This is a genomic window from Terriglobus sp. ADX1, from assembly GCF_036877645.1.
Lineage (GTDB): Bacteria > Acidobacteriota > Terriglobia > Terriglobales > Acidobacteriaceae > Terriglobus.
Genome location: NZ_JAEDXV010000004.1, coordinates 19,842 through 41,750 on the forward strand (window position 1 = coordinate 19,842; position 21,909 = coordinate 41,750).

Genomic DNA, 21,909 nt, shown 5'->3' on the forward strand with positions numbered 1-21,909 from the left:
GAACTCAGAGAGCCTAGAAAATCAGCTTGCCCCCGAATTGCATCTGACGAGGATTCGTAGCTGTTGAGGAGATAATTCCGACCGTGGACGGAACATATATATCCGCGGCAGGATTCGAGAAGTTAGCAATATTCAGTACGTTGAATGCATCTGCACGCAGTTCAAGCTTTACTCCATGAACAATATCCGTGGTCTTTTGAACGCTTAGGTTTACGACCTTCTGCCCCGGCCCAAACATCACGTTACGCATGCTGTTGCCATAGGTGTACGGAACGGGGGCTTGGAATGCAGTCGCGTTGAACCAGCTCGTAATGGAGCGATTCGCAACTGAACGTGGATCCGCGCCTGGAACAACACTGGCACGTGTCGCATAGGCATTGGCAGGGCTTCCTGAATAGGCCACACTGAATGGCGCGCCAGACATAAGCTGCGTCACGCTGGTGATATTCCATCCCTCCACCGCACGCATCAACACACCATTGCCCTGGTTCAGCCAACGCTTGTTCGGACCGAACGGCAGTTCATATCCGCCAGTGAAGTAGAACGTAACGGCTCGAACACCATCGGCATTACCGCGATCTAATCCCGGATGGTACGGATCTTGTGGCGATCCCGTGTCAGGATTGTTGTCGAGGCTCTTCGTCCAGTTCAGATTCGCCTGGAAATACAGCGAGTTTTGGAACCGATGTGTGCCCTGCACCTGAAGCTGATGCGTGATTCCACTACCGATGAACACCATTCCGTAGATGTCACTGTACGGCTGGTAAGGCAAATAGTTCTGTGCACTATCGCTCGAACTGATCGCGAACATCGTCTTGGGCCGATTCAGTTCGTAATTAACAAACGGAGTGTGCGTCGACTTATTGCCGAGGTAAGAGATACGCAACCCGATTGCCGTGGGCAGCTTTTGCTCCACAGACAGGTTCCACTGTTGCGAATAAGTGTTACGAAGTTGGCGCTGCACTGCGTAAAGGGTTGGATTGGATCCCACAGATGCGGTTGTAGCAAAAGGGTTATCCAGCGAGATGGTTGGCGTGGTTGCTCCGCCTGTGAACTGTTCCGTCAGACGGAAAGGCGGATTGCTGATACCGAGCTGATAGATTCCCTGATAAATCGCCGGCATGTTGTAGAAAATGCCGTAACCGCCACGAACCACTGTGTCTGGGGACCGGAAGGGGCGGAAAGCAAAGCCAACACGGGGAGCGAAGTTCTTCTTATCCGCAAGCAGCACATCTGAACCCCAGCCAACACTTTCAGAAAGCTTGATTGGATATGCTGCCATGAGCGTGCTGCTCGCAGTGCTCGAAATCTTGCCGCCTACGGAACGGACGACCAGGTTCCCGCTGGTGAAATCGAAGTTAGTCCATTCACCGGTGCGCTCTGTGGGTACCGTTTGTAACTCATAGCGCAGGCCATAGTAGAGAGTGAGACGCGGATGAATCTGCCAGTCATCCTGCAGATACAGGCCATAGCGATTCTGGTGAATCACGTTCGACGGCGAAACGTTGGAACGCAGCGTTGACGTAGGAATGCCAAGCAGCGCATTCGCGAGGCCATTCAACGTATAGCGGCTGGAAAGGAAGTTGAAGTATCCCAGCGTGGTGGTGCTGGATGCTGGATTGGTAGATACCTTTGTGATCTGAACATCAGCTCCGGCTTTCACTGTGTGGCGGCCGCGAACCCACGTAAAGGTATCACCATACTGCTGTGTCATCTGCGGGTTTGGCTTGGAACCACCAACATCACCGATACGGGTATACCCGGTCATGCTGAAGATGGGAATACCGCCGATCGTATGCGGATACAGCCCCGGAACAAGAGTGGAACCGTCGAAGCTTGTGTTCTGTCCGAGTCGTACAGAGCGCATGGTGTAGTACGAAGCGCGCAGTTCGTTTGTCATATTTGACTTTACGATGCGCGTATACGTCAGAGCACCCGATTTCGTTTGGAAGCCTGCGTCAGAATAGTTGCCGTACTGCGAGGGATAGCCTGTATTCACAAAATAGAGGCCACTCTCCGCCCAGTTCGCATCGAACGCAAGGTGGTCGCGAGTGGTCAGATTGTGATCCAGCTTTCCGGAGTAACGATTCAGGTCAAGATCTGTTCGCTTGGCTTGCGTCAGATTGTACCCGCCATACGTGGTGTTGGCATGTGGCACCAGATCCAGAACCTTCTGGAAGGTAGCGTTTAGTTGCGCGGTTGGGATCTTGTTATTGGCGTAATAGGTAGTGGTTCCTGGGATACGAATCGCTGTCGTGAATTGCCCCGTACGCTGCGCATCGGTCGGAACGATAAAGTATCCTTGGCTCTTCTGGCGCTGAGTGAAGCGTTCGAAGGAAAAGAAGAAGAAGGTGTGGTCACGCCAGACAGGACCACCGATTGTGCCACCGAACTCGTTACGGTTAAACGGTAGTCGAGGCGTGCCACTGCGCTTAGCGAAATATTCATTCGCAGCCACCACGTTGTTCCGGTTGTACTCCATCAACGTTCCATGAAAACGGTTCGTTCCACTCTTCGTTGTCATTACAACAGCAACAGAGTTCGCGTATTCCGCCTTCGCAGCGTTGCTTTCAATCTTCAGATCCTGGATCGAATCGAGTGAGGGCTGCGTCGTCAGAGAAGTGGAATATGCGTAAGAACCACCGCCGTTGCCACGGTCGTCATACGTAACACCGTTAACCTGAAAGCTGGTACCACCCCAATGCTGAGAGCCTGAAATCTTCGGATTGGAATCTGATCCATCACCGCTGTTTCCCGGAGCGGTTGCAATTAATGCAGAGATGGTTCGACCGTTAGCCGGAAGCTCAATCAATTCCTTCGATGTGGTAACCGTAGCGATGGACGGCGAGTCAGATGTCGTGCTGCCCGCGTCGGACGACACTTCCACCACATCGCTAAATCCACCCGCCACCAGCGTGACGTTGTTGCGCAGATTCTGATTTAGCAGAAGGTGCGCACCGTCAACTTTGGCGGTTTTATATCCCTGCGCCGCAATCTGGATACGATAGTTTCCCGGCGAGAGATTCGGGATGGTGTACGCGCCCTCTGCGTTGGTTGTGGCACTGCGCATGTCACCTGTATCCACGTTCGTGACAGTGACTGTGGCCCCAGCCACTTTGCCAGCAGCATCGGTCACTGTTCCGAGCAGTGCACCCGTGGTGCTTTGACAGACAGCCACTGTGGAGAGAAGGGGAATACCCGCAAGAGCAACGAACCGTTTCATAGAAATCATCTCCGCGATCTTTGTTGTTTGGAATACGTCCAAGCATGTTGCAGGCGACGCAGCAGAGCAATAGTCATGCAACTTTCATCCAACATGCTGGACAAAAAGTGAGCTACTCCTGCTTCATTCTTATGAGTAGAATTGATTTTACTTTGAATCTCTCGTTTGAGGGTAGCGATTTCACCGGCTATGCTCAATTCGCAGTCGGAGATTCATTCGGCGCCGCACGCGAAAAGCAAAAGCTTTACTCTTCTGACTGAGACTGAAAGCACGACACCATGCCAGCCAAAAACCATATCGAACTGATCGTTAAAACACTCGCTGTATTGGAATGCCTAGCTGCTAGTGAACAAAGCAAAGCCTTGAAAGAGATCGCGGCTGAAGTTGGACTGGTAAAGAGTTCGGTCTTTCGTATTCTCTTCACGCTGCGAGAGCAGGGCTATGTGGAGCAATCAGATGGGGGCAACTACCGGCTCACGCTGAAATCGGGAAGGCTGACACGCAAGAATACCGAGCGTTTACGGCTCGCCGATATTGCTCGACCATACCTCATCAAGCTTCGTGACGACCTGGATGAATCGGTTGCACTGGCAGAACGACGTCCGCACGCAGTGGTGCTAATCGACGTACAGGAAACCTCTCACCCTCTGCGCCTGTCTTTTCAAATTGGCGACGACTGCCCTATTCATGCCACCGCTCTTGGCAAAGCCGTAGCAGCCTTCCTTCCAACGGCAGAATTTCAAACGTTGTGGAAGGGCGAAGCTTTGCCGCAATACACCGCACGCACCAACACCAAAGCCACGTCGCTTCGCACGGAACTGGCGAAAATCCGGACACAGGGTTACAGCTTCAACAACGAGGAAACCGTAACCGGAGCTTTTCTTGTGGGCGCTCCGATCTTCGATGCAAATGGAACGGTGTGTGGCGCCATCAGCGTCAACTCACCCACAGTACGCTGTACAACACGTCGCAAGCAGTTGATGATCAGCGACGTAGTGAAGACCGCAAAACAGATTTCTCAGGACCTGTCGGATGTGGGCCTCATTCATTCCAAGACGATTTCCGCCAGCTAATCGGAATATCAACTTACCTGCGTTGACCTGGCCAATGCGGCACGACTATCGTCAGCGCTACAGATTCCATCCATTGGAGCCATTGCAGTAATGCCGACCCGCCGAACCATTCTCCAACAGGCGCTGGCCGCCTCTGCTTTCTTCCTGTATCCAACTGGCTTCGCATTGGCCATGCCGAAGGAAACATCCGCCGTGGAGACTCGGAATGAGGCACCGCTGCCAGATGCATACTTTCGTCGGCTGGCAAAATGGTGCCCGGTAATCGCTAAGCGACTGAAAGACGAGCCTCTCCCGTTGAAACAATTGGAGGCAACAAAAGGGTGGAATCATCTCCCTTACAACGTGCTTTCAGCGGCTGTGCTTTATACCAAGGCGAATCCCGCAAATCCGTTTTACCGGAAGCCAGAGATGCAGAAGCTGGCATTCGATCTCGGCGATCTGATGGTACGCGAAGACCGCGCTGGAACGTTCACACCAAGGCTCGACAGCTATCGTGATACCTACATGTGGCTTGAGGCTTACCAACTCTTGAAAAATGAGCTGGGAGCAGAACGGAAGTCACTCTGGGAGCAGAGCCTGCGACGCAATGTGTCTCTACTGATACCCGATATCATGTTGAGCCGTGACGCGGCGCAATATACCGAGAACTTCATCGCCTCATCGCCAAACCATCTTGCATGGTGGGCTGCAACGGTTCTTATCGCAGGCATCTACCTCAACGATCGTTCTTGGATTGCTCTTGGCGGTGGAGTATTGAAGCGATTTGCCACCACTGAACAAAATCCCGATGGCTATTGGGGAGAACACAATCCCAATGCTCCCACCGGAGGCTACAACTATCTTTCGGCCATGGCCGTTGGCGTGTTCTGGGAGCACACGAAGGATGAAGATGCGCTGAAGGCACTTCGTCGCGCCACAACGTTCCATGCAAACTTCACTTATCCCGATGGGAATTTGATGGAACTGTTCAACGATCGCAATCGTTACTGGCACATCAGCGCTTGGGGACAGTTTGCGTTCTCACACTTTGCAGATGGCCGTGGATACTGCGAACTGCTCATGAACCATATGGATGACAGCGAAATTGATCTCGACGCGCTCGGTCTGCTCGCAATGAATGCGCTGTATTACCACGATGGTCCAGTGGCATTGCCTCCACCCACTCAGCCGAGTTACAAACATCGTCTGACAGCGGAAGCTGGAGCACGTAAAACTGGCCCATGGGTAACCGCTCTGTCCGGCATTATTGACACTCCGCTGCCGCGCAGCCAGTGGTTTCTTGATCGACAAGTGAACCTGTCTCTCTTTCACGAGAAGGCCGGCCTGATTGTGAACGGTGGGTATTCCAAACATCAACCGGAGCTTGCGACCTTCCGCGAGAGTCTTGGCAATCAGGAGTGGAATGCTCAGCCCAAAGGATCACTCCTCTCACAAGGAGAGAGCGAAGATACGCTTGCCCTGGCCTTCAACTCTTTCTCTGCTGAGATTCAATTGCCCGCACCAACAGCCGATGAAGCAATCGTCAGAGTAGACGTATCAGGTCGCGGCCCTGCGCAGGAAGCATATCTAACCTTGCAGCTTTGCCTTCAAGAAGGACAGGCGCTGACAACTGGTGCGGGACACACGTTGACGGTGGATGCAACACACATAAAGCTGAATGCAGTAGATATGAACGGCAGCATTCAACACAATGGTTGGACGCTGAAGCTGAAGGACGAAGCCAGTCTGGAATGGCCAGTCTATCCTTACAATCCCTATCGTAATGGGCCGGAAACGCTGCTGAAGCACGCCGTAGCTTTGTTACGAATTCCGTTGAAGCTGCAATCACTGAAAGAACACTGGATGCAGCCTCATGAACGCATGATCGAACTTCGTTTTCAGGTAAATACGAGAGCATGAAAATCAGGCTCTCGTATTTTAGAAACGAAGTGCAAAACCACCATCGACACGCAGAACAGAACCGGTAATGTAAGAGGCGTCGCCAGAGCATAGAAACGCAATAGCGCGCGCCACTTCCTCCGGTTTGCCCAAACGCCCCATCGGAAGCGTATGGCCACGCTTCTCAACTTCTTCTTCGGTGTAATGCTTTCGTTCTCCCGGTGTATCAATCCATCCCGGTTCAACACTGTTCACGCGGATACTGTGCTCTGCCAGTTCCAGAGCCATGCTGGCAGCCATATGATTTAAAGCAGCCTTTGCAGCGTTATAAGGCAATGCGTTCGGATACGGGCGTTCCGCATGCACGGAACTCACCATAACGATCGCGCCGCCGGTTCCCTGCTCAATCATTTGCCGTGCCGCTAGTTGGCTGCACAGCATCGGCGCCCATTGCGATACAGACCATGTATCTGCAACTTCACTTTCCACTAAGTCCACAAAAGGCTTTCGCACACTGGCAGCGGCATTGTTGACCAGGATGTCCAGGCTGTTGAAGTGTTTGCGAGCCACTGTAAAAATTCTTTCAATGGCTCGCGTTTGACTGACATCCTCAACAACCGGATAAGCGTGCACGCCTAGACTGCATGACTCTCGAACGACGGACGCCAGATCTTCATCTGCACTGCGATCGTTCAAGATCAGATTCACACCATAGTGTGCCAGTTCCAGCGCGGTGGCGCGGCCAATACCTCTGGCCGCGCCTGTGATCAATGCTGTTTTGCCATACAGCGATTCACGCATACGTTCTACCAATCGGCCACCGAGCCATCACGATGGTTATAAGCCATCGTGACCTCAGGTTGAAACGGATACTTTGCCGCTTCCTTCTCGTTGATGTCGATTCCTAGCCCCGGTAAAGTCGGAGCAGAACACTGCCCTGCTTCCAACGGAATGAATTCTGTAACGATATCGTTGCGCCAAGGCACATCCGCACGCACCATCTCTTGAATAAGATAGTTTGGCGTCGCAAATCCAACATGCGTGGAGGATGCAGTGCTTACCGGCCCCTGTGGGTTATGGCAGGCAACACTAATCTGATACGCCTCTGCCATCGCAGCAATGCGCCGCGCTTCGCTGATGCCACCGCAGTGCGACACATCCGGCTGCACAATTGCGCATCCGCGCTTCTCAAACAATTCACGGAACTCCCAACGTCCGGTCAGACGCTCACCGGTTGCGATCGGCATGGGTAGATGCCGCGCCACTTCCACCAATCCATCAATGTGTTCCGGCCAGCAGGGCTCTTCATACCAGTACAGGTTGTAATCCACCAGCATGCGTCCGAATTGAATTGCAGCCGCAGGCGTGCAACGCGCATGCAGGTCCAGCATGATGTCGAAATCATCTCCCACCGCATTGCGCATTGCCTCAACGCATCGCGCGGCACGCTTCAGGGTAGAAGCGCTTTCAATGTATTCCGACACTGGAATTGGCATAGCCTTCACTGCAGTAAAGCCATTCTCAACGCTCATCTGAATGCGCTCAGCAAACTCCGAGGGTTCAATGGTCTTATACATGTTCTCAAGCAGACCACCGCCCAGGTGATCGTAAAAACGCAGTGTGTCGCGAACGGGACCACCCAGCAAATTGCACACCGGCTGATTGAGGTCTTTGCCCTTGATGTCCCACAGCGCCTGGTCAATACCGCTGATCGCCGAGTAATTGGTAATGCCGCCGCGCCAGAAATACTGGCGATGCATGATCTGCCATAGGTGCTCAATGCGGCGTGGATCCTGTCCAATTAGCAACACAGACAGGTCTTCAATGGCTCCGACCACACCTTTGGTCTTCCACTCAAGGGTCGCCTCACCCCAACCATAGAGTCCCGGCTGATCGGTTTCCACTTTGACAAAAATCCAATTGCGCATACGCGCATTTACTACCAAAGACGAAATCTTCGTGATTTTCATAGATGCATCTTTCTATTGTTCAAATAACTCATGCAGCATGTGCAGACATTCCTGCACAAGGACATCGGCCGCGTCTGGTGAGAACGGTGTGGCAGCAACTTCATATCCACCTTCGACATAAGCCTGCCGATCGGGGATATAACCAAAGCCACCGTTGGAGTATCCCGATACAAACGTGAAGGAAAACAGTGATTGCTTGCGGATGCGTTCACCGATGGACGAGAACGGCTCGCCTGCTGTGGATACGAGTGCAATGTCACCGATACGAATTACCTGTACCGGCCATGCAACATGTGAGACAGAACCATACAGCTGCGCATTTTGAAATCGCCATCCCATCTGCGTAGCGCGTGCCTGTACACGACGCATCTGTTCCAAATTGCCCTTTGTGCGAAGATCCTGAACCTCAGCACGCAGCTGCGACAGCTTCTCCGCAATCTCTGCTTCTGACTCCAACTTCCGTGTAGGCAGAGAAACGCCACGAGAAATCATTGCTGTAACAGGAACGGCCTGAGCAAGCGGAGCATAACTATATTCCGCGATGTTTGCTCCAGACGGAACAGTGGCACGATATGTGGCCTGCTCAGGGTGTGTATCAATCTCTGCAAGCATTGCCGCAGCCGCAAGTCCTAATTCATGGCCCAATTTGCGATAGACATTCAGATCGCCAGTAAATCCTTTGCGCGGTCCCAGATCGCCTGCCGCTCCTTGCAGAAAGAAGCACATGCCACTAATTTCGCGTTCCACCGTCTCACGCATTGGTCCTGGATAGTCCGGCGTGAAACGAATGTTCTGCCAGCCGCATATCGTGGGATGGCAAGCGTAGTGCACAATCGATGCAAGACAGGTTCCATCTTCCCGATCAAATCGAATCGCACCAAGAGAATGATCTGCTGTTGCCTCATCGTTAACGCCAACAATGCATTCACCATCCGGTGCAAAAACGCGGCGATTACGATTGATGTAGGAGGCGCCTGTCTTCGCGCCCACTCGCACATCCACCATGGCCTTCATCGCGCACCACGCCGCTCCTGCGATACGTGCGGGTAACGATTCAAGATAGTTCTGCGCCATGTCACGGCCTTCCAAAATGTTCTCAAGCCGGAACGTATTAGGACCTGCGTGAGTGTGCGTGCACGAAAACCGAATATTCGCCTTCGGAATACCGGTCAGCTCTGCCAGTGCTGCAAGTATCTTTTCCGTCCATTCCGCATTGAAGCCAATCGCATCTGCATCCACAATCAGGACGCGTGTGTCCCCCTGCTCCAGCACGATCGCGGAAGCATACATCGGCATGTCCGCTTCCAAGCCTCTTTGGTGGGTCTGAGCTCCCCATCCCCCCTGTGGCGTTCCGGGAGCAGGCGTAATATCGCAACGTCCAACCCCGGCTCGTAGCCCGGTATTAATAGCGGCCCTCAATTAGCTCTCCCTATCTGCAACTGCGTGCCTACGAGCATGGAAGTATGTCGCAGTGTATGAATGCGCTCCGCAAGCACAGATCGATTGAAATGCTGCGATGCTCCGGAAAGACTAAGCGCCGCTACGAACTCACCACCAGCACGAAACACAGGAACGGCAATACAACAAACGCCCAGTTCTTCTTCTTCATTGTCAAAAGCGAAGCCGCTTGTTGAAACACGATCCAATTCATCGCGGAGCATGCTCGCAGTAGTGATCGTATTGGGTGTGTAGCGTGCATAAGTTCTGCGATCTAGCAGGCTGGAACGGACATCTTCGGGAGCGTAAGAAAGCAGTACTTTACCAACGGCCGTGCAATGCAGGTTCGTGCGCTTGCCCACAAAAGTATCTACATGGAACATTCCAGGAGCTTGTGCCTTCTGGATGTAAGCCGCCTGATTATGTTCCAGCATGGCAAGGTGCGAGGTCAGCATGGTTTTCGAAGAGAGCTTCTGCATCGGAACCAATGCCGCACTTGCGATATGTTCTGCCTGGATTGATTCCCTACCGAGCATGTAAGCCTTGTTGGAGATACGGCACTTCCGTTGCGAAGCATCTCGCGTGACATAACCGCACCGCTCCAGCGTGATGGCAAGCGCATGCGCAGAACTGCGAGGGATGCTGAGCCTTCGACTGAGCTCCGCCATACTCAGACCATTTCTGCTTCGATCAAGCGCCTCAAGGATGGCAAAGGCACGTTCAACCGCGGGCACACTTTCAGTCGATTGCATCGATCCTCCTCATATTCCAGAAAGCATCTTCTGGCCGAAAAATTGAAACCAAATGACATAGCTATACAGTCCAAATGCACACAGGACCAAGACACTCCACCAGAGAAGCGGACTACGTATACCGCGATTCAATGCGCGTTCTGCCACGGGCAAACGTAGAAAGGAACGGTTCCACACGATGCCATCCACTACCTCTGCCGGCGGCGCAGGCGTGCACAGTGAAACCACAGCCATAACGACAAGGCAAGTGACCCAAACCAAAAACGTGCGATTCAGAAAGTTATCGTACGGCTTGAGAAAGCCGATCTTCTGAAAAGCAAAGAATTGCAGGAAAGCTGTGTAAGGAAAACCAAATAGAAGTACCGTAGTCGCCGCGATGGACGTAGCGCGTTTCCACAAAACGCCAAGCAGGAATACCACAGAAATAGGTGCCGCGATCCACGCGCCTACATCTTGAATAAGATAGAAAACCCCATGCTGACCATGGGCCAGCCAGATAGCAATTACTACCGTGATCAGGAGTATTCCGAACGAGCTCCATGCTCCCACTCGTACCAGGTGTCTGTCAGATGCATTTGGCTTCAACAGAGGACGATATAGATCCATCGTGAAGACGGTGCTTGACGAGTTGAGCACAGAAGAAAGATGCGAGAGGAGAGCGCTTGCAACGCCCGCGATCACAACTCCTGCAAGTCCACTAGGAACAAGTTCCCTCACCAGCACCGGATAAGCTTGGTCAGGATCCTGCAAACCGGGAAAGAGACGATAGGCAACGATGCCAGGAATGACTACCAGGAACGGTATGGCAAGCTTCATCAGACCGGCAAAGATCACGCCCATGCGAGCATCCCACTCGGAACGCGCTCCAAGGCATCGCTGGACGATGAATTGGTTCGTACAGTTGTACCAAATACCAATTGATAAAAATAGCGTGAAGACACCAAACCATGGATAGTTGGGATCAGTTGCCGGATAAATAATTCTGAACTTCTGTGGCTCCGCGTGCATCAACGCAACCACGCCACCAACACGATGAATTCCTGCGACGGCAACGATGGCACCGCCAATTGTGAGCGTCAGAAATTGTATGAAGTCAGTCCACGCTACAGCTTTCAGACCGCCGTAAATCGTATAGCTACCGGCCAGAACCGCTAAGCCAAGGATGGTCCAGAGTGGAGACAAACCAAACATCCCCTGCAGTGCTTTGGCTCCAGCAAGCACCACGACTGCCATCTGCGCCACAATCCACAAGATCAACGAAGCAACAGCAAAGATGTAACGACAGGTGCGATTAAAACGCCGCTCAAGAAATTCCGGCATCGTGTAGATGCCGCCACGCAGATAGTAAGGTAGGAATACCCAGAGCAATACAGAGAGAGTGAACCAGTTGCCCCACTCCCATTGCGCGACAACAAAGCCTACAGAATAGGCCGCGCCAGTCATGCCTATAAAGTGCTCTGTGCTTATGTTTGCGGCGATGATAGAACCGCCAATGGCATACCAGGGCAGTTGCTCACCGGCAAGAAAATAGCCCTTTGCATCGCTCGTGCCGCGCCGGGCTATCCAGAATCCCACGACAACGTTCATCAGCAGATACACCACAAAAATCACGCGATCAAGGCTAGATCCGTACATGATTTGTCTCCGCTGAAGCCGAGTGTAGAAAGTTGAAGATTACGAAAGCCAACAATGCAGGTTTTCCTGCACGAAACTGTCGTCGACAAGGTGTGGGTAGGCACGAATCACGCGATCAATCTCTTCCGCCTGTCCCGGCGAAAGATCCTCATTGGGATTCAAGCACCAGCGGCCGGCCATCAGTCCCTGTCGAACTAGAACTTCGTGAATACCTGCAATGCAACCGTGAAATTTTCCCGCAACATCGAAGATCGCCGAGTTCATATCGGTCACTTCCCCATTGCGCACAAGCCATTTCGGATCGATGAGACTGCCTTCTTCTACAGTGCGCTGAATCTCTTGATGCATTTGAACTGCAGCATGAGTCCATACAGCCCAGTGTCCTAACAGGCCGCCCCGCATGCGAACCGTCTTTCCGCTATAGCTAAACGGCGACAACAGATCCAGAACGATGTGATCATCATTGCCGGTGTAAAGCGTGATCTCATCACTTCGACCGGAGTCAATCACGGCGCGCAACACATCCTGCGTAGCGTAGCGGTGGAATGGCGCAATCTTGATTGCGATGACAGATTCAATTTCAGCGAAACGTCTCCAAAACTCATACGGGAAAACACGTCCACCGACTGCTGGCTGTAGATAGAAACCGATGATGGGCATCACTTCACCCACTGCAGCTACATGCGCGAGAATCTCATCGATCGGCGCATCACCCATGGCTGCGAGACTGAGAAGAGCCGCATGGTAGCCAAGATCTGAAGCTGTTCGTGCTTCTGAAAGTGCCTGCGCAGTGCGTCCACACACGCCCGCCACCATGATCATGGAGCTATCTTTCAGTGTGTCCGCACTCATCTCCAGCACCGGACGATACAGCCCAAATTGAGGTTCGCGGATTTCGAACTGAGTCGAATGCACTCCCACGGCGACCCCGTGCGCACCTGCATCGCGGTAGTAGCGTGATAACGCTCGCTGATGTCGCTCATCCAGCTTTCGTTCCGATGTCAACGCTAACGGGTGCGCAGGAATTGCTGCACCTTTACGCAATTGTTCTTTCCAAGGGATCTTAGAAACGGCCATCACGACTCTCGAATTTGGTAGGCTTGCCCAGCGTTGTACCACCTGTACTTAGCCAGTTGGCAGTCATTTCGAAGAGGTCATCTTCGTTAATCTCTGGCACTCCCATCAGCGATTCGCATAGTGAAGGATTGCTCAACAGTGCGGTCGGTGCTTCTTCGCCAGTAATGATCGCCTTCTTCCCGAAGCGTTCACCGAACTGCTCAGCCAATGCACGCACTGATAACGTTCGGTTGCCAGTAACGTTAAGCAGAACCGCTGGGTTCCCACAGTGCGCAAAGGCGCGCAGGCAATAGGAATTAGCATCACCCTGCCAGATCACATTCACATAACCGGTCGTGACATCTACCGGCTTTCCTTCAAGTACCTTCTGTCCAACATCAACCAACACGCCGTAGCGAAGGTCGACTGCATAATTCAGTCGATAGATGAGAGTAGGAGATCCATACGTGTTCGCAAAGTATTCAAAAATTCGCTCTCGTCCCAGCGCAGACTGCGCATATTCCCCTGTGGGACTAGGCATGGTCTCTTCTGTTGCGCCACCGCTTGCCACAGGAACGAACGGGTAAATATTCCCTGTTGAGAAAGCAATGATGCGTGAACCACGATAACGATCCGCTGCCAGGCCAGGTAGCCAAACATTCGTAGCCCAGGTCATCGGCTGATCGCCTGCAGAACCAAACTTACGTCCAGCCATAAAGACAACGTTGGCAGCATCAGGCATCAAACGGTAGCTTGCCGGATCGAGAAGGTCAGTCTCGATGAGCTTCACAACATCATCTTGCTGCTGGAAGGAACCATCACGATCCTTTCTCACCACGGCATAAATGCGCTTGGCAACACCGGCAGAACGGATCGCACGAGCCATCCGGTGCACAAGCGTCGGCCCCATCTTGCCGCCCGCACCAAGCACCAGAATGTCTCCATCGAGATCCTTCATTGCTGCGACGTCGGCAGCCGATGGACGAGTAAGAAGTTCTTCGAGAGCAATCTCAGACTGCAATTTCGCATCCGTTCTACTGATAAGAATATGTTCTGTTTGTGTAAGATCAACGTAAAAGCTCAATTTACCTTCTGTCAACAGAAACTTTGCAGAACTTAAAAATCAGCCACCATCTCTGAGTCACAAGAGGAGCTTCTACCGTGCCAGATGAAGCAGAACGTTCTCATACGCTGACATCGGCCGAGCGTATGACGAACATACGAAAGGTCGAAATTGGCCCGGAAAGTCTGGGGGTTTGGTTCCTCGGTCAGAACGGTTTTCTACTCAAGACCTCCGACGGTACACGAATAGCGATTGATCCATACCTGACGAATTCATGTGGAGAGAAATATGCTTCTAGTCAGTTTGATCTCTCACGCGTAATCCCTCCCCCTCTTGAGCCAGAGGATCTGGATGTCGATGTGGTGTTGATCACGCACTCCCATGAAGATCATCTTGACGAGGCGACGTTGCGCCGCCTGCGTTGCAGGCCATGGATTGTCGGCCCATTCCAGGCGATGCAACGTGTGCGCGAATGGGGGATTTCGGAGCAGAAACAACTCCTTCTACACCCTTCAGAGTCCCTCAGTCTTTTCGGAATAAACATCGAAGGCACATTTGCACTGCCAACAGACAACACAGACTTGAACCACATTGGTCTGAAGTGCACCTTTGACAATGGCATCACGTTTTACAACACGGGCGATACCGCGTACGCGCAGCTCCTGGAGGACCTGTTCCCAAAGGATGTCGACATTTGCGCCATCTGCATCAATGGCGGATTTCACAATTTAAGCTCGTCCGATGCTGCACAACTTATAAAGGTGATTCGCCCCAACCTTGTCATCCCTACGCATTATGACCTCATGGCATGCAATCGAAGCGATCCTGAAAACTTTCGCATCGCGCTTTTGCATGAAGGTTGCACCGCAACGTACTGCCGTCTGGGATACGATGAGCCTTTGATCTACGCACGAGGTCAACTGTGATGAAAAGAGCACTCTATTTTTCCTTGTTTCTGTGCTCTTTCCTGCCATCTCTGGCTGCACAATCGTTGCGTCTCGGCATCATTGGTACTGACTCTTCACATGCAGTCGAGTTCACACGCTTGTTGAACAATGCATCTGAACAGGACCACATTCCCGGTGCGACCATTGTGGCTGCTTACCGGGGTGGCAGCCCACGGCTCGCACTGAGTCGGGATCGCATTGAAAAGTTCACGAAGCAACTTGAACAGAATTCAATCCCCTTCGTTGCATCTATTTCTGATCTTTGTACACGAGTCGACGGCCTGTTATTACTCAGCGTGGACCCCGAACTTCGCCCTGCAGAGTTCCGGCAAGCAATTGCATGCAATAAACCTGTATTTGTCGATAAGCCTTTCGCCCCATCACTTAACGATGCGTTACAAATGGCAAAACTTGCGCGTGATCATCACACAGCGTGGTTCAGCGCATCTGCATTGCGCTATGCAGCTACCGACTTGCCTCACGATGCGGTAAGCGCAGAAGTATGGGGACCAGGAGATCTGGGAGAGAACTATCGACTCGACCTTGCCTGGTACGGGATTCACTCCATTGAGGCGCTATACGGTATCTTCGGTCCTGGCGTTCAATCGGTGGCACGCGCACACACGGCACAAACCGACGTGTTAACAATGATCTGGCGTGATGGACGCACTGGCACTGTACGACTTATACGTCCTGATGAACCGTTTGGCGCTGAGGTATTCCAACCCGCTCACCCACCAGTTCAGAAGACTTTATCTGCCAGCTACGCTCCCCTCGTGCGGGCAATTGTTACTTTCATGCAGACTGGCCAATCACCAGTGCCTGCCGCAGAAACACTCGAAATCTTCGCTGTTATGGATGCCTCACAACGTAGCAAGCAGGAAAACGGCCGACTGATTATGCTGCCGACCACAATCGTTGGCTTTACCAAAGTTGCGCCTTAGCTTATGGAGCTGGACGTCGATGTGAACCGATGTACCATCGTTATGCCTCACTATGGCCCGTGTGACTTCCCGCAGATTGCTTGCACTAGGGTGCATGTGCTGCTACCAGATGACAAATGTCATAACCGATTGCTGACACGCCACACTCAATTCTCATCCGCTCGGCTTGCATACTCAGACTCGTATTCAGGAGTCGCCAATGCCCGCTGCAATGGAAACCGTCGCGTCACTCGACAACATCACGAAGCGCTACAAGAACGGCGTCACCGCGCTCGATGGCCTCTCGCTTAATCTGCGCCGTGGAGAGATCATCGCCTTGCTTGGCCCCAATGGCGCAGGCAAGTCCACCGCAGTCAAACTCATGATGGGTCTCAGCGCACCGACTTCCGGTACAGTCGGCATCTTCGGCGCAGACCCGCGCAATCCTCACACACGCCTACGCACTGGCGTCATGCTGCAGGTTGGCCGCGCTCCAGAGATGCTTCGCGTCCGCGAGCATATCAACATCTTCCGAGGCTATTACCCAAATCCTCTACCCTACGCCGACTTAGTAAGAGCCGCTGGTCTACAGGAAATTGAAGACAGGTTCTTTGGTCAGCTTTCCGGTGGACAGAAACAGCGCGTCCTCTTCGCCATTGCACTGGCAGGCGACCCCGACCTGATCTTCCTCGACGAACCCACCGTAGGCCTCGATATAGAATCGCGCCACACTATGTGGGCAGAGATTCGCGCTCTCGCCGCACGTGGCAAAACCGTGCTGCTCACCACGCACTATCTCGAAGAAGCCGACGCACTCTCCCACCGCATCATCGTGATCAACAAAGGCAAGGTCATCTGCGAAGGGACACCAGCAGAAGTTAAATCCATGGGCCGAGGCTCTGTCACAACCAGAAGCGTTAAGGTGATCCGCTGCACCACCACCCTCATGGCCGACCATCTGCAAGCTATGCCTGGTGTCGTCGCAGTAGTCAGCGTCGGCAATCTCACAGAAATCACCAGCGAGCAACCCGAAGCCACTCTGCGCGAAATGCTCGCGCTCGATGAATCCCTCAGCGCGCTCGAAGTAGAGAGCCCCGCTCTGGAAGATGCTTTCCTTGCCCTCACCTCGCAGAACTAACGGAGCCAGCCATGTCCACCACCGCCACCCTGCCCATCGTCTCCGCAGCTGAACCCAGCCCATTTCGTATCTTTCTTACGGAGATTCGATACGAAGTACTGCGCGCCCTCCGCACACGGGCTTTCTCACTCTCAGCCATCGGTTTCCCGGTCATGTTCTATTGCCTCTTCGGCCTCATGATGAACCGCAACGAAACCGTCGGTACTGTTGCCGTCGCCAAGTACCTGCTCGGCGGCTATTCCATTTTCGGCTCGCTCGGTGCAGCCATCTTCGGCATAGGCGTGGGCGTTGCACTCGATCGGTCTGCGGGGTGGCTTGAACTCAAACAGGCAAGCCCTATGCCTCCACTCGCCTATGTCCTCTCCAAAGCATGCATGGCCGTGGCCTTTTCGCTCATCATCGTGTCCATCCTCACCGTCCTCGGCATCTCTTTCGGACACGTCCACATCACTCTGTCGGAATACCTGCGGATCATGGGCATCGCTGCACTCGCCGCAGTCCCGTTCTCTTGCCTTGGACTGGCCATGGCATTCCTCGTTCCACCAACGGCAGCAGGCGGCATCGCCAACCTCATTTACCTTCCCATGAGCTTCCTATCTGGCCTGTGGGTACCGCTCAGGTTCCTGCCGCACGCACTGCAAGTGATCGCTCCCGTCTTCCCCACGTATCATCTTGCTCAGATGATGTACGCAGCCCTCGGCGCTCCGTCCGACGGTACATTCTTAACGCACATCCTCGGACTCTTGGGTTTCACGCTCATCATGCTCGGCATCACGTGGCTCGCATACCAGAAGCGCGCTGACAACGCATAACCGGAATCTACATGGAAGACCAGAAGACAAAACGTCAAACGATGGACAACAAGGGAGCCACACTTGTGTGGCTCGCCTACAGCACGTTCCTCTTCCTCGATCCCGTCTTCAATCCCAGCCTTAGCCTTTGGCTTGGAACAGTCGTATTCTTTGCGACCTTCCTCGGCGTCTTCTACTTCTACGCTACATCCTGCGACAAAATCGTACGTTACGGCATGGTCACCGCTACCTACCTACTCGGCCTAACGTCTCTCCCTTGGAACTCCGGTGGTATTACCTTCTTCATCTACGCCGCAGGCTTCCTCCCCTTTGTCATCGACAACGCCTACGTCGTCATCGGCTTCATCCTCTTCGAAGCCGCCACGATGCTCAGTGAGACCTACTTCCTGCACGCACAAGGCTGGCATGTCTCGCCTGTCAGCGGCTGGATGGGTTCGTTTCTGGCACTCATTGTGGGTGGCAGCAACTTTTTCTTTGCCAAGCAGCGCAAATCCAACGCCAAACTCCGCATGGCGCAGGAAGAGATTGAAGCACTCGCCGCTGTGGCAGAACGTGAGCGCATCGCACGCGATTTACATGACGTTCTCGGCCATACACTCTCACTTATCGTGCTGAAAAGTGAACTTGCCGGACGTCTCATCGCGAACAACCCGCAACGCGCTACCGAAGAAATCGCTGAAGTTGAGCGCACAGCCCGCACCGCACTTGCGGAAGTTCGTGAAGCCATCGGAGGCTACCGCGCTCGCGGTCTCGCCGCAGAAATTGAAGCAGCCCGCAAGACATTGAACACAGCAGGCGTCACACTGCACGTGGAAGCCGCTGACTCTACGGAAGCCAAACTCACTGCAACAGAAGAGAGCGTACTCGCATTGGCATTGCGGGAAGCAGTTACCAACATCGTGCGCCACGCTCACGCACACACCTGCCGCTTACGTTTTGTAACCGCCAACGGCCAACGACGCTTCATCATTGAAGACGACGGACAACACGTAGAAGCCCGCGAAGGAAATGGCCTCCGCGGCATGCGCGAACGTGTCGAATCACTCGGCGGTCGTTTGCTTCTCACCCGCGAAACCGGAACACGTCTCGAACTCCAGCTACCTCAATGACAGCAAAGCAATCAATCCGCGTCCTGCTCGCCGAAGACCAGACCATGCTCCGCGGAGCCCTGGCCGCTTTGCTCGAGTTAGAACACGACATCGAAGTCGTAGCCCAGGCAGCCGACGGTCGCGAAGCGCAACGTCTCGAACGCGAACATCACCCCGACATCGTCGTCACCGACATTGAGATGCCGCAGATGACCGGCCTCGAATTCGCCTCGCATCTCAAAGATTCTGGTTCACAAGCCCGCGTCATCATCCTGACCACATTCGCACGTCCCGGCTATCTTCGGCGTGCGCTCGACGCCGGGGCGCATGGCTATCTCCTCAAAGACCGCCCCGCATCGGAACTCGCCGAAGCCATCCGCCGCGTACACTCCGGTCTACGCGCCGTCGATCCCGCGCTAGCAGCCGAAGCATGGGCCGCCGACGCCGACCCACTCTCCGACCGCGAACGTCAGATTCTCCAACGAGCAGGCGATGGCCGCAGTTCCGCCGATATCGCAACGGAACTACATCTTTCCGAAGGCACCGTGCGCAACTACCTTTCGGAAGCGATCGCCAAACTCGGAGCCGCCAACCGCACAGACGCTGCACGCATCGCCCGCACACGCGGCTGGCTCTAGAGTTCTTGAAAGCGCCCCCATGAGAGTCACTTTTCGGTGGCTCGGCTACCGTTGTATGGCCCTTTGCAAAATGTCCGTGCATAAACTCTTGCCACGTACCAACCAGGCGCGTCTTGGGGAATCATTGCCTGACACCTTACGGCGGCCTATACTCGTCTGGTTTCGGGTCATGCTTCCCTTCTGTTGCGGGCAGGCCCAATCAATTCGACCTACGTTACGAGGCGGATATGAATCGCACAATCTCACTCCTCTCCATTACGCTCGTTGTCATGAGCCATGGCCCGGCGCTGCAGGCTCAACTGCCCTCCAACTCGACACAGGCAGACACGCCTGATCTTGTCGAAAGAAATGCTTCGTCCCCTGTTGGGCAGGTCTCTGACGATCCCGACAGCGCGAACACGATACGCATCGTCCGCCTGAGTCAGGCCAACGGCAAGGTCGAAATGGACCGCAATATAGGCCGGGGTTTTGAAGCCGCGTTCAACAACCTGCCCATTACCCAAAGCTCACGGCTGAAGACTGGTACGGGATCTGCAGAAGTTGAGTTTGAAGATGGCACCACGCTTCGCCTGATACCGGAAACACAGGTGGACTTCACACAACTCAGCCGCACTGCTACAGGCAGCACGATTTCCAGCATGAACGTGCTCAGCGGAACAGTCTATGTCTCACTCAACAAGACCAAAGTCAACACGTTTCGCTTGAATTCTGGTGACGGCGTCATTACGCCCCGGCCAGGATCCCATTTCCGACTGGAGATAAAGACTTCTGAGAGCCGCCTTTCGGTTATCTCAGGTTCGGTCGACTTCACGAACACATCAGGATCCCGTGAAGTCGGCAAAATGAAGAGTCTTATCTTCAATACAGAGACACACGCATCCGCAGACCTGATCGCCGGCATTGAAGACGCTCCTTTTGACAGCTGGGACGAGCAACAGACGGAATACCACCAACGGTACTACCACGGAAACGCTCTCGCAGGCTCAGGCGTCTCGTATGGTCTCGCAGATCTCAATTATTACGGCGCGTTCTCCGATGTGGACGGTTGCGGACGTATTTGGCGACCTTACTTCACCTCTGCAACTTGGGATCCCTACTCCAGCGGCATCTGGACTCTGTATCCCGGTAGCGGCTATAGCTGGGTATCCCCGTATCCCTGGGGATGGGCTCCGTTCCACTACGGCTCATGGCTGCAATGTGGCGGAGCATGGGGATGGCAACCAGGGGGCAGTTGGTACGGCCTCACTGTCCGCGCCCCATATCGCGATCACGATCGTCACCATTTCGGACATGACCCCAGCCGCGTTCATCCGTTCCCACCACAGCCTCATCCGATTTCAGGTAAGGCGAGCTCCATGATTGCGATTAACGAGAAACCGCTCAAATTCTCACATGTCGATCGCGCCACAGGCTCGTTCAACTTCCGCAACGACTCAGCGGGTCTCGGAGTTCCGCGAGGCGAGTTCGGCAAGCTGAATAAGCTCTCCGAAACCGCGAATAAAGCTGGATCAAGCAACGTCCCCGTGTTCTTTACTCCGACGAACCGAAACGATCTCCCTTCCTCAAGCCACATTAGTTTCGCTGCGCGAGATGGTAAAGGATCGGAAACGCGTCTGGGCGGTCACACAGGTACCTTCGATCGACCCAACACCCAGAACCGAGAGACACACAACAATAGTTATGCCGAGCGGAGTAATGGCAGCGGATATTCCCGGAGCAGTGCCGCAAACACGAACGGCTACATCTCGACTTCACGCCCCGGTGGTTATGCAGGCTATTCAGGAGGTGGGAACGGATACTCAGGCAGTTCGCATGTCGAAGGCGGCAATTATTCCGGTGGAGCTCGCACTGGCGGTGGTTACACCGGCCCGGCGGGCGGTGGCCCTCACATTTCTGCTCCTGCTTCCGTGTCGGCGCCATCTGCTCCGACATCATCTTCTTCGGCCGGGCATCACTAATAACTGAGACGCGCAAAAGACCTAACACAAACAGAGATGTATGCAGTTACTTGCATACTTTATGCAAAACACTGCACATATGCCTTGCCAGTTTTCTGTTATTTTCCATATCTCTAGATACAAGATGACGTCATGCAAAGCGTCACAGTTCGTTCTGTTGACATGATCGAACTTATTAATAAATAGATCGGTTATTGGGAGCCAGCGTCCTGATTGGTCTAAAACTTGCACCATCCTCTTTGCCTACCCCAGGCTGGACTTCAATCTCCCAAGGTCGTCGAATGCGGGTTTCCTAATCCGTGTTCTCGATACAAGGTC

Annotated in this window: 18 protein-coding genes; 10 read left to right on the plus strand and 8 right to left on the minus strand. The window is 53.6% G+C overall.

Annotation, left to right across the window (positions count from 1 at the left end):
* Nucleotides 1-13: 13 nt before the first annotated feature.
* Nucleotides 14-3,223 (minus strand): TonB-dependent receptor, encoded by a 3,210-nt coding sequence (locus JAO32_RS03960; RefSeq protein WP_334237711.1) that lies wholly within the window; start codon nt 3,221-3,223, stop codon nt 14-16.
* Nucleotides 3,224-3,267: 44 nt separating this feature from the next.
* On the opposite strand from JAO32_RS03960, the gene JAO32_RS03965 reads away from it, so the two are divergent.
* The 3 genes from JAO32_RS03965 to JAO32_RS03975 all read left to right on the plus strand — a co-directional run bounded on the left by JAO32_RS03965 (nt 3,268) and on the right by JAO32_RS03975 (nt 6,195).
* A complete protein-coding gene (locus JAO32_RS03965; RefSeq protein ID WP_334237712.1) occupies nt 3,268-3,483 on the plus strand; it encodes a hypothetical protein in 216 nt (71 codons plus the stop codon).
* An 18-nt stretch (nt 3,484-3,501) separates the two neighbouring features.
* Nucleotides 3,502-4,296 (plus strand): IclR family transcriptional regulator, encoded by a 795-nt coding sequence (locus tag JAO32_RS03970; protein WP_334237714.1) that lies wholly within the window; start codon nt 3,502-3,504, stop codon nt 4,294-4,296.
* 90 nt (nt 4,297-4,386) lie between these two features.
* The gene (locus JAO32_RS03975) at nt 4,387-6,195 is read left to right on the plus strand and encodes a hypothetical protein (protein ID WP_334237716.1); all 1,809 of its coding nucleotides are present in this window, start codon (nt 4,387-4,389) and stop codon (nt 6,193-6,195) included.
* Nucleotides 6,196-6,213: 18 nt separating this feature from the next.
* Here JAO32_RS03975 and JAO32_RS03980 read toward each other — a convergent pair whose 3' ends face one another.
* The 7 genes from JAO32_RS03980 to JAO32_RS04010 all read right to left on the minus strand — a co-directional run bounded on the left by JAO32_RS03980 (nt 6,214) and on the right by JAO32_RS04010 (nt 14,123).
* Complete coding sequence (locus tag JAO32_RS03980; protein WP_334237718.1) at nt 6,214-6,975, minus strand: SDR family NAD(P)-dependent oxidoreductase; 762 nt, start codon at nt 6,973-6,975, stop codon at nt 6,214-6,216.
* Between the two features lie 5 nt (nt 6,976-6,980).
* Nucleotides 6,981-8,144 (minus strand): galactonate dehydratase, encoded by a 1,164-nt coding sequence (gene dgoD / locus JAO32_RS03985; protein ID WP_334237720.1) that lies wholly within the window; start codon nt 8,142-8,144, stop codon nt 6,981-6,983.
* Nucleotides 8,145-8,156: 12 nt separating this feature from the next.
* Nucleotides 8,157-9,563 (minus strand): neutral/alkaline non-lysosomal ceramidase N-terminal domain-containing protein, encoded by a 1,407-nt coding sequence (locus tag JAO32_RS03990; RefSeq protein ID WP_334237722.1) that lies wholly within the window; start codon nt 9,561-9,563, stop codon nt 8,157-8,159.
* Nucleotides 9,560-10,333 carry an IclR family transcriptional regulator gene (locus JAO32_RS03995; protein WP_334237724.1) on the minus strand — a complete coding sequence of 258 codons (774 nt, stop codon included), beginning with the start codon at nt 10,331-10,333 and terminating at the stop codon, nt 9,560-9,562. Before JAO32_RS03995 ends, JAO32_RS03990 begins: the two co-directional genes overlap by 4 nt.
* 9 nt (nt 10,334-10,342) lie before the next feature.
* Nucleotides 10,343-11,944 (minus strand): SLC5 family protein, encoded by a 1,602-nt coding sequence (locus tag JAO32_RS04000; protein WP_334237726.1) that lies wholly within the window; start codon nt 11,942-11,944, stop codon nt 10,343-10,345.
* A 63-nt stretch (nt 11,945-12,007) separates the two neighbouring features.
* Nucleotides 12,008-13,012, minus strand: a complete 1,005-nt coding sequence (locus JAO32_RS04005; RefSeq protein ID WP_334237728.1) for a dihydrodipicolinate synthase family protein — start codon at nt 13,010-13,012, stop codon at nt 12,008-12,010.
* A 19-nt stretch (nt 13,013-13,031) separates the two neighbouring features.
* Complete coding sequence (locus JAO32_RS04010; protein ID WP_334237730.1) at nt 13,032-14,123, minus strand: NAD-dependent epimerase/dehydratase family protein; 1,092 nt, start codon at nt 14,121-14,123, stop codon at nt 13,032-13,034.
* Nucleotides 14,124-14,185: 62 nt separating this feature from the next.
* Here JAO32_RS04010 and JAO32_RS04015 point away from each other — a divergent pair, with 62 nt between their 5' ends.
* The 7 genes from JAO32_RS04015 to JAO32_RS04045 all read left to right on the plus strand — a co-directional run bounded on the left by JAO32_RS04015 (nt 14,186) and on the right by JAO32_RS04045 (nt 21,591).
* On the plus strand, nt 14,186-15,013 hold the full coding sequence (locus tag JAO32_RS04015; protein WP_334237732.1) for an MBL fold metallo-hydrolase: 828 nt from the start codon (nt 14,186-14,188) through the stop codon (nt 15,011-15,013).
* 23 nt (nt 15,014-15,036) lie between these two features.
* Nucleotides 15,037-15,978: a Gfo/Idh/MocA family oxidoreductase gene (locus tag JAO32_RS04020; protein WP_334237733.1), complete on the plus strand. Its 942-nt coding sequence runs from the start codon at nt 15,037-15,039 to the stop codon at nt 15,976-15,978.
* Between the two features lie 199 nt (nt 15,979-16,177).
* The gene (locus JAO32_RS04025; protein WP_334237735.1) at nt 16,178-17,095 is read left to right on the plus strand and encodes an ABC transporter ATP-binding protein; all 918 of its coding nucleotides are present in this window, start codon (nt 16,178-16,180) and stop codon (nt 17,093-17,095) included.
* 11 nt (nt 17,096-17,106) lie between these two features.
* The gene (locus JAO32_RS04030) at nt 17,107-17,907 is read left to right on the plus strand and encodes an ABC transporter permease (protein ID WP_334237737.1); all 801 of its coding nucleotides are present in this window, start codon (nt 17,107-17,109) and stop codon (nt 17,905-17,907) included.
* An 11-nt stretch (nt 17,908-17,918) separates the two neighbouring features.
* Nucleotides 17,919-19,016 (plus strand): sensor histidine kinase, encoded by a 1,098-nt coding sequence (locus JAO32_RS04035; RefSeq protein WP_334237739.1) that lies wholly within the window; start codon nt 17,919-17,921, stop codon nt 19,014-19,016.
* Nucleotides 19,013-19,633, plus strand: a complete 621-nt coding sequence (locus tag JAO32_RS04040; RefSeq protein ID WP_334237741.1) for a response regulator transcription factor — start codon at nt 19,013-19,015, stop codon at nt 19,631-19,633. Before JAO32_RS04035 ends, JAO32_RS04040 begins: the two co-directional genes overlap by 4 nt.
* 227 nt (nt 19,634-19,860) lie before the next feature.
* Nucleotides 19,861-21,591 carry a DUF6600 domain-containing protein gene (locus JAO32_RS04045; protein ID WP_334237743.1) on the plus strand — a complete coding sequence of 577 codons (1,731 nt, stop codon included), beginning with the start codon at nt 19,861-19,863 and terminating at the stop codon, nt 21,589-21,591.
* The last annotated feature ends 318 nt before the right edge of the window (nt 21,592-21,909 follow it).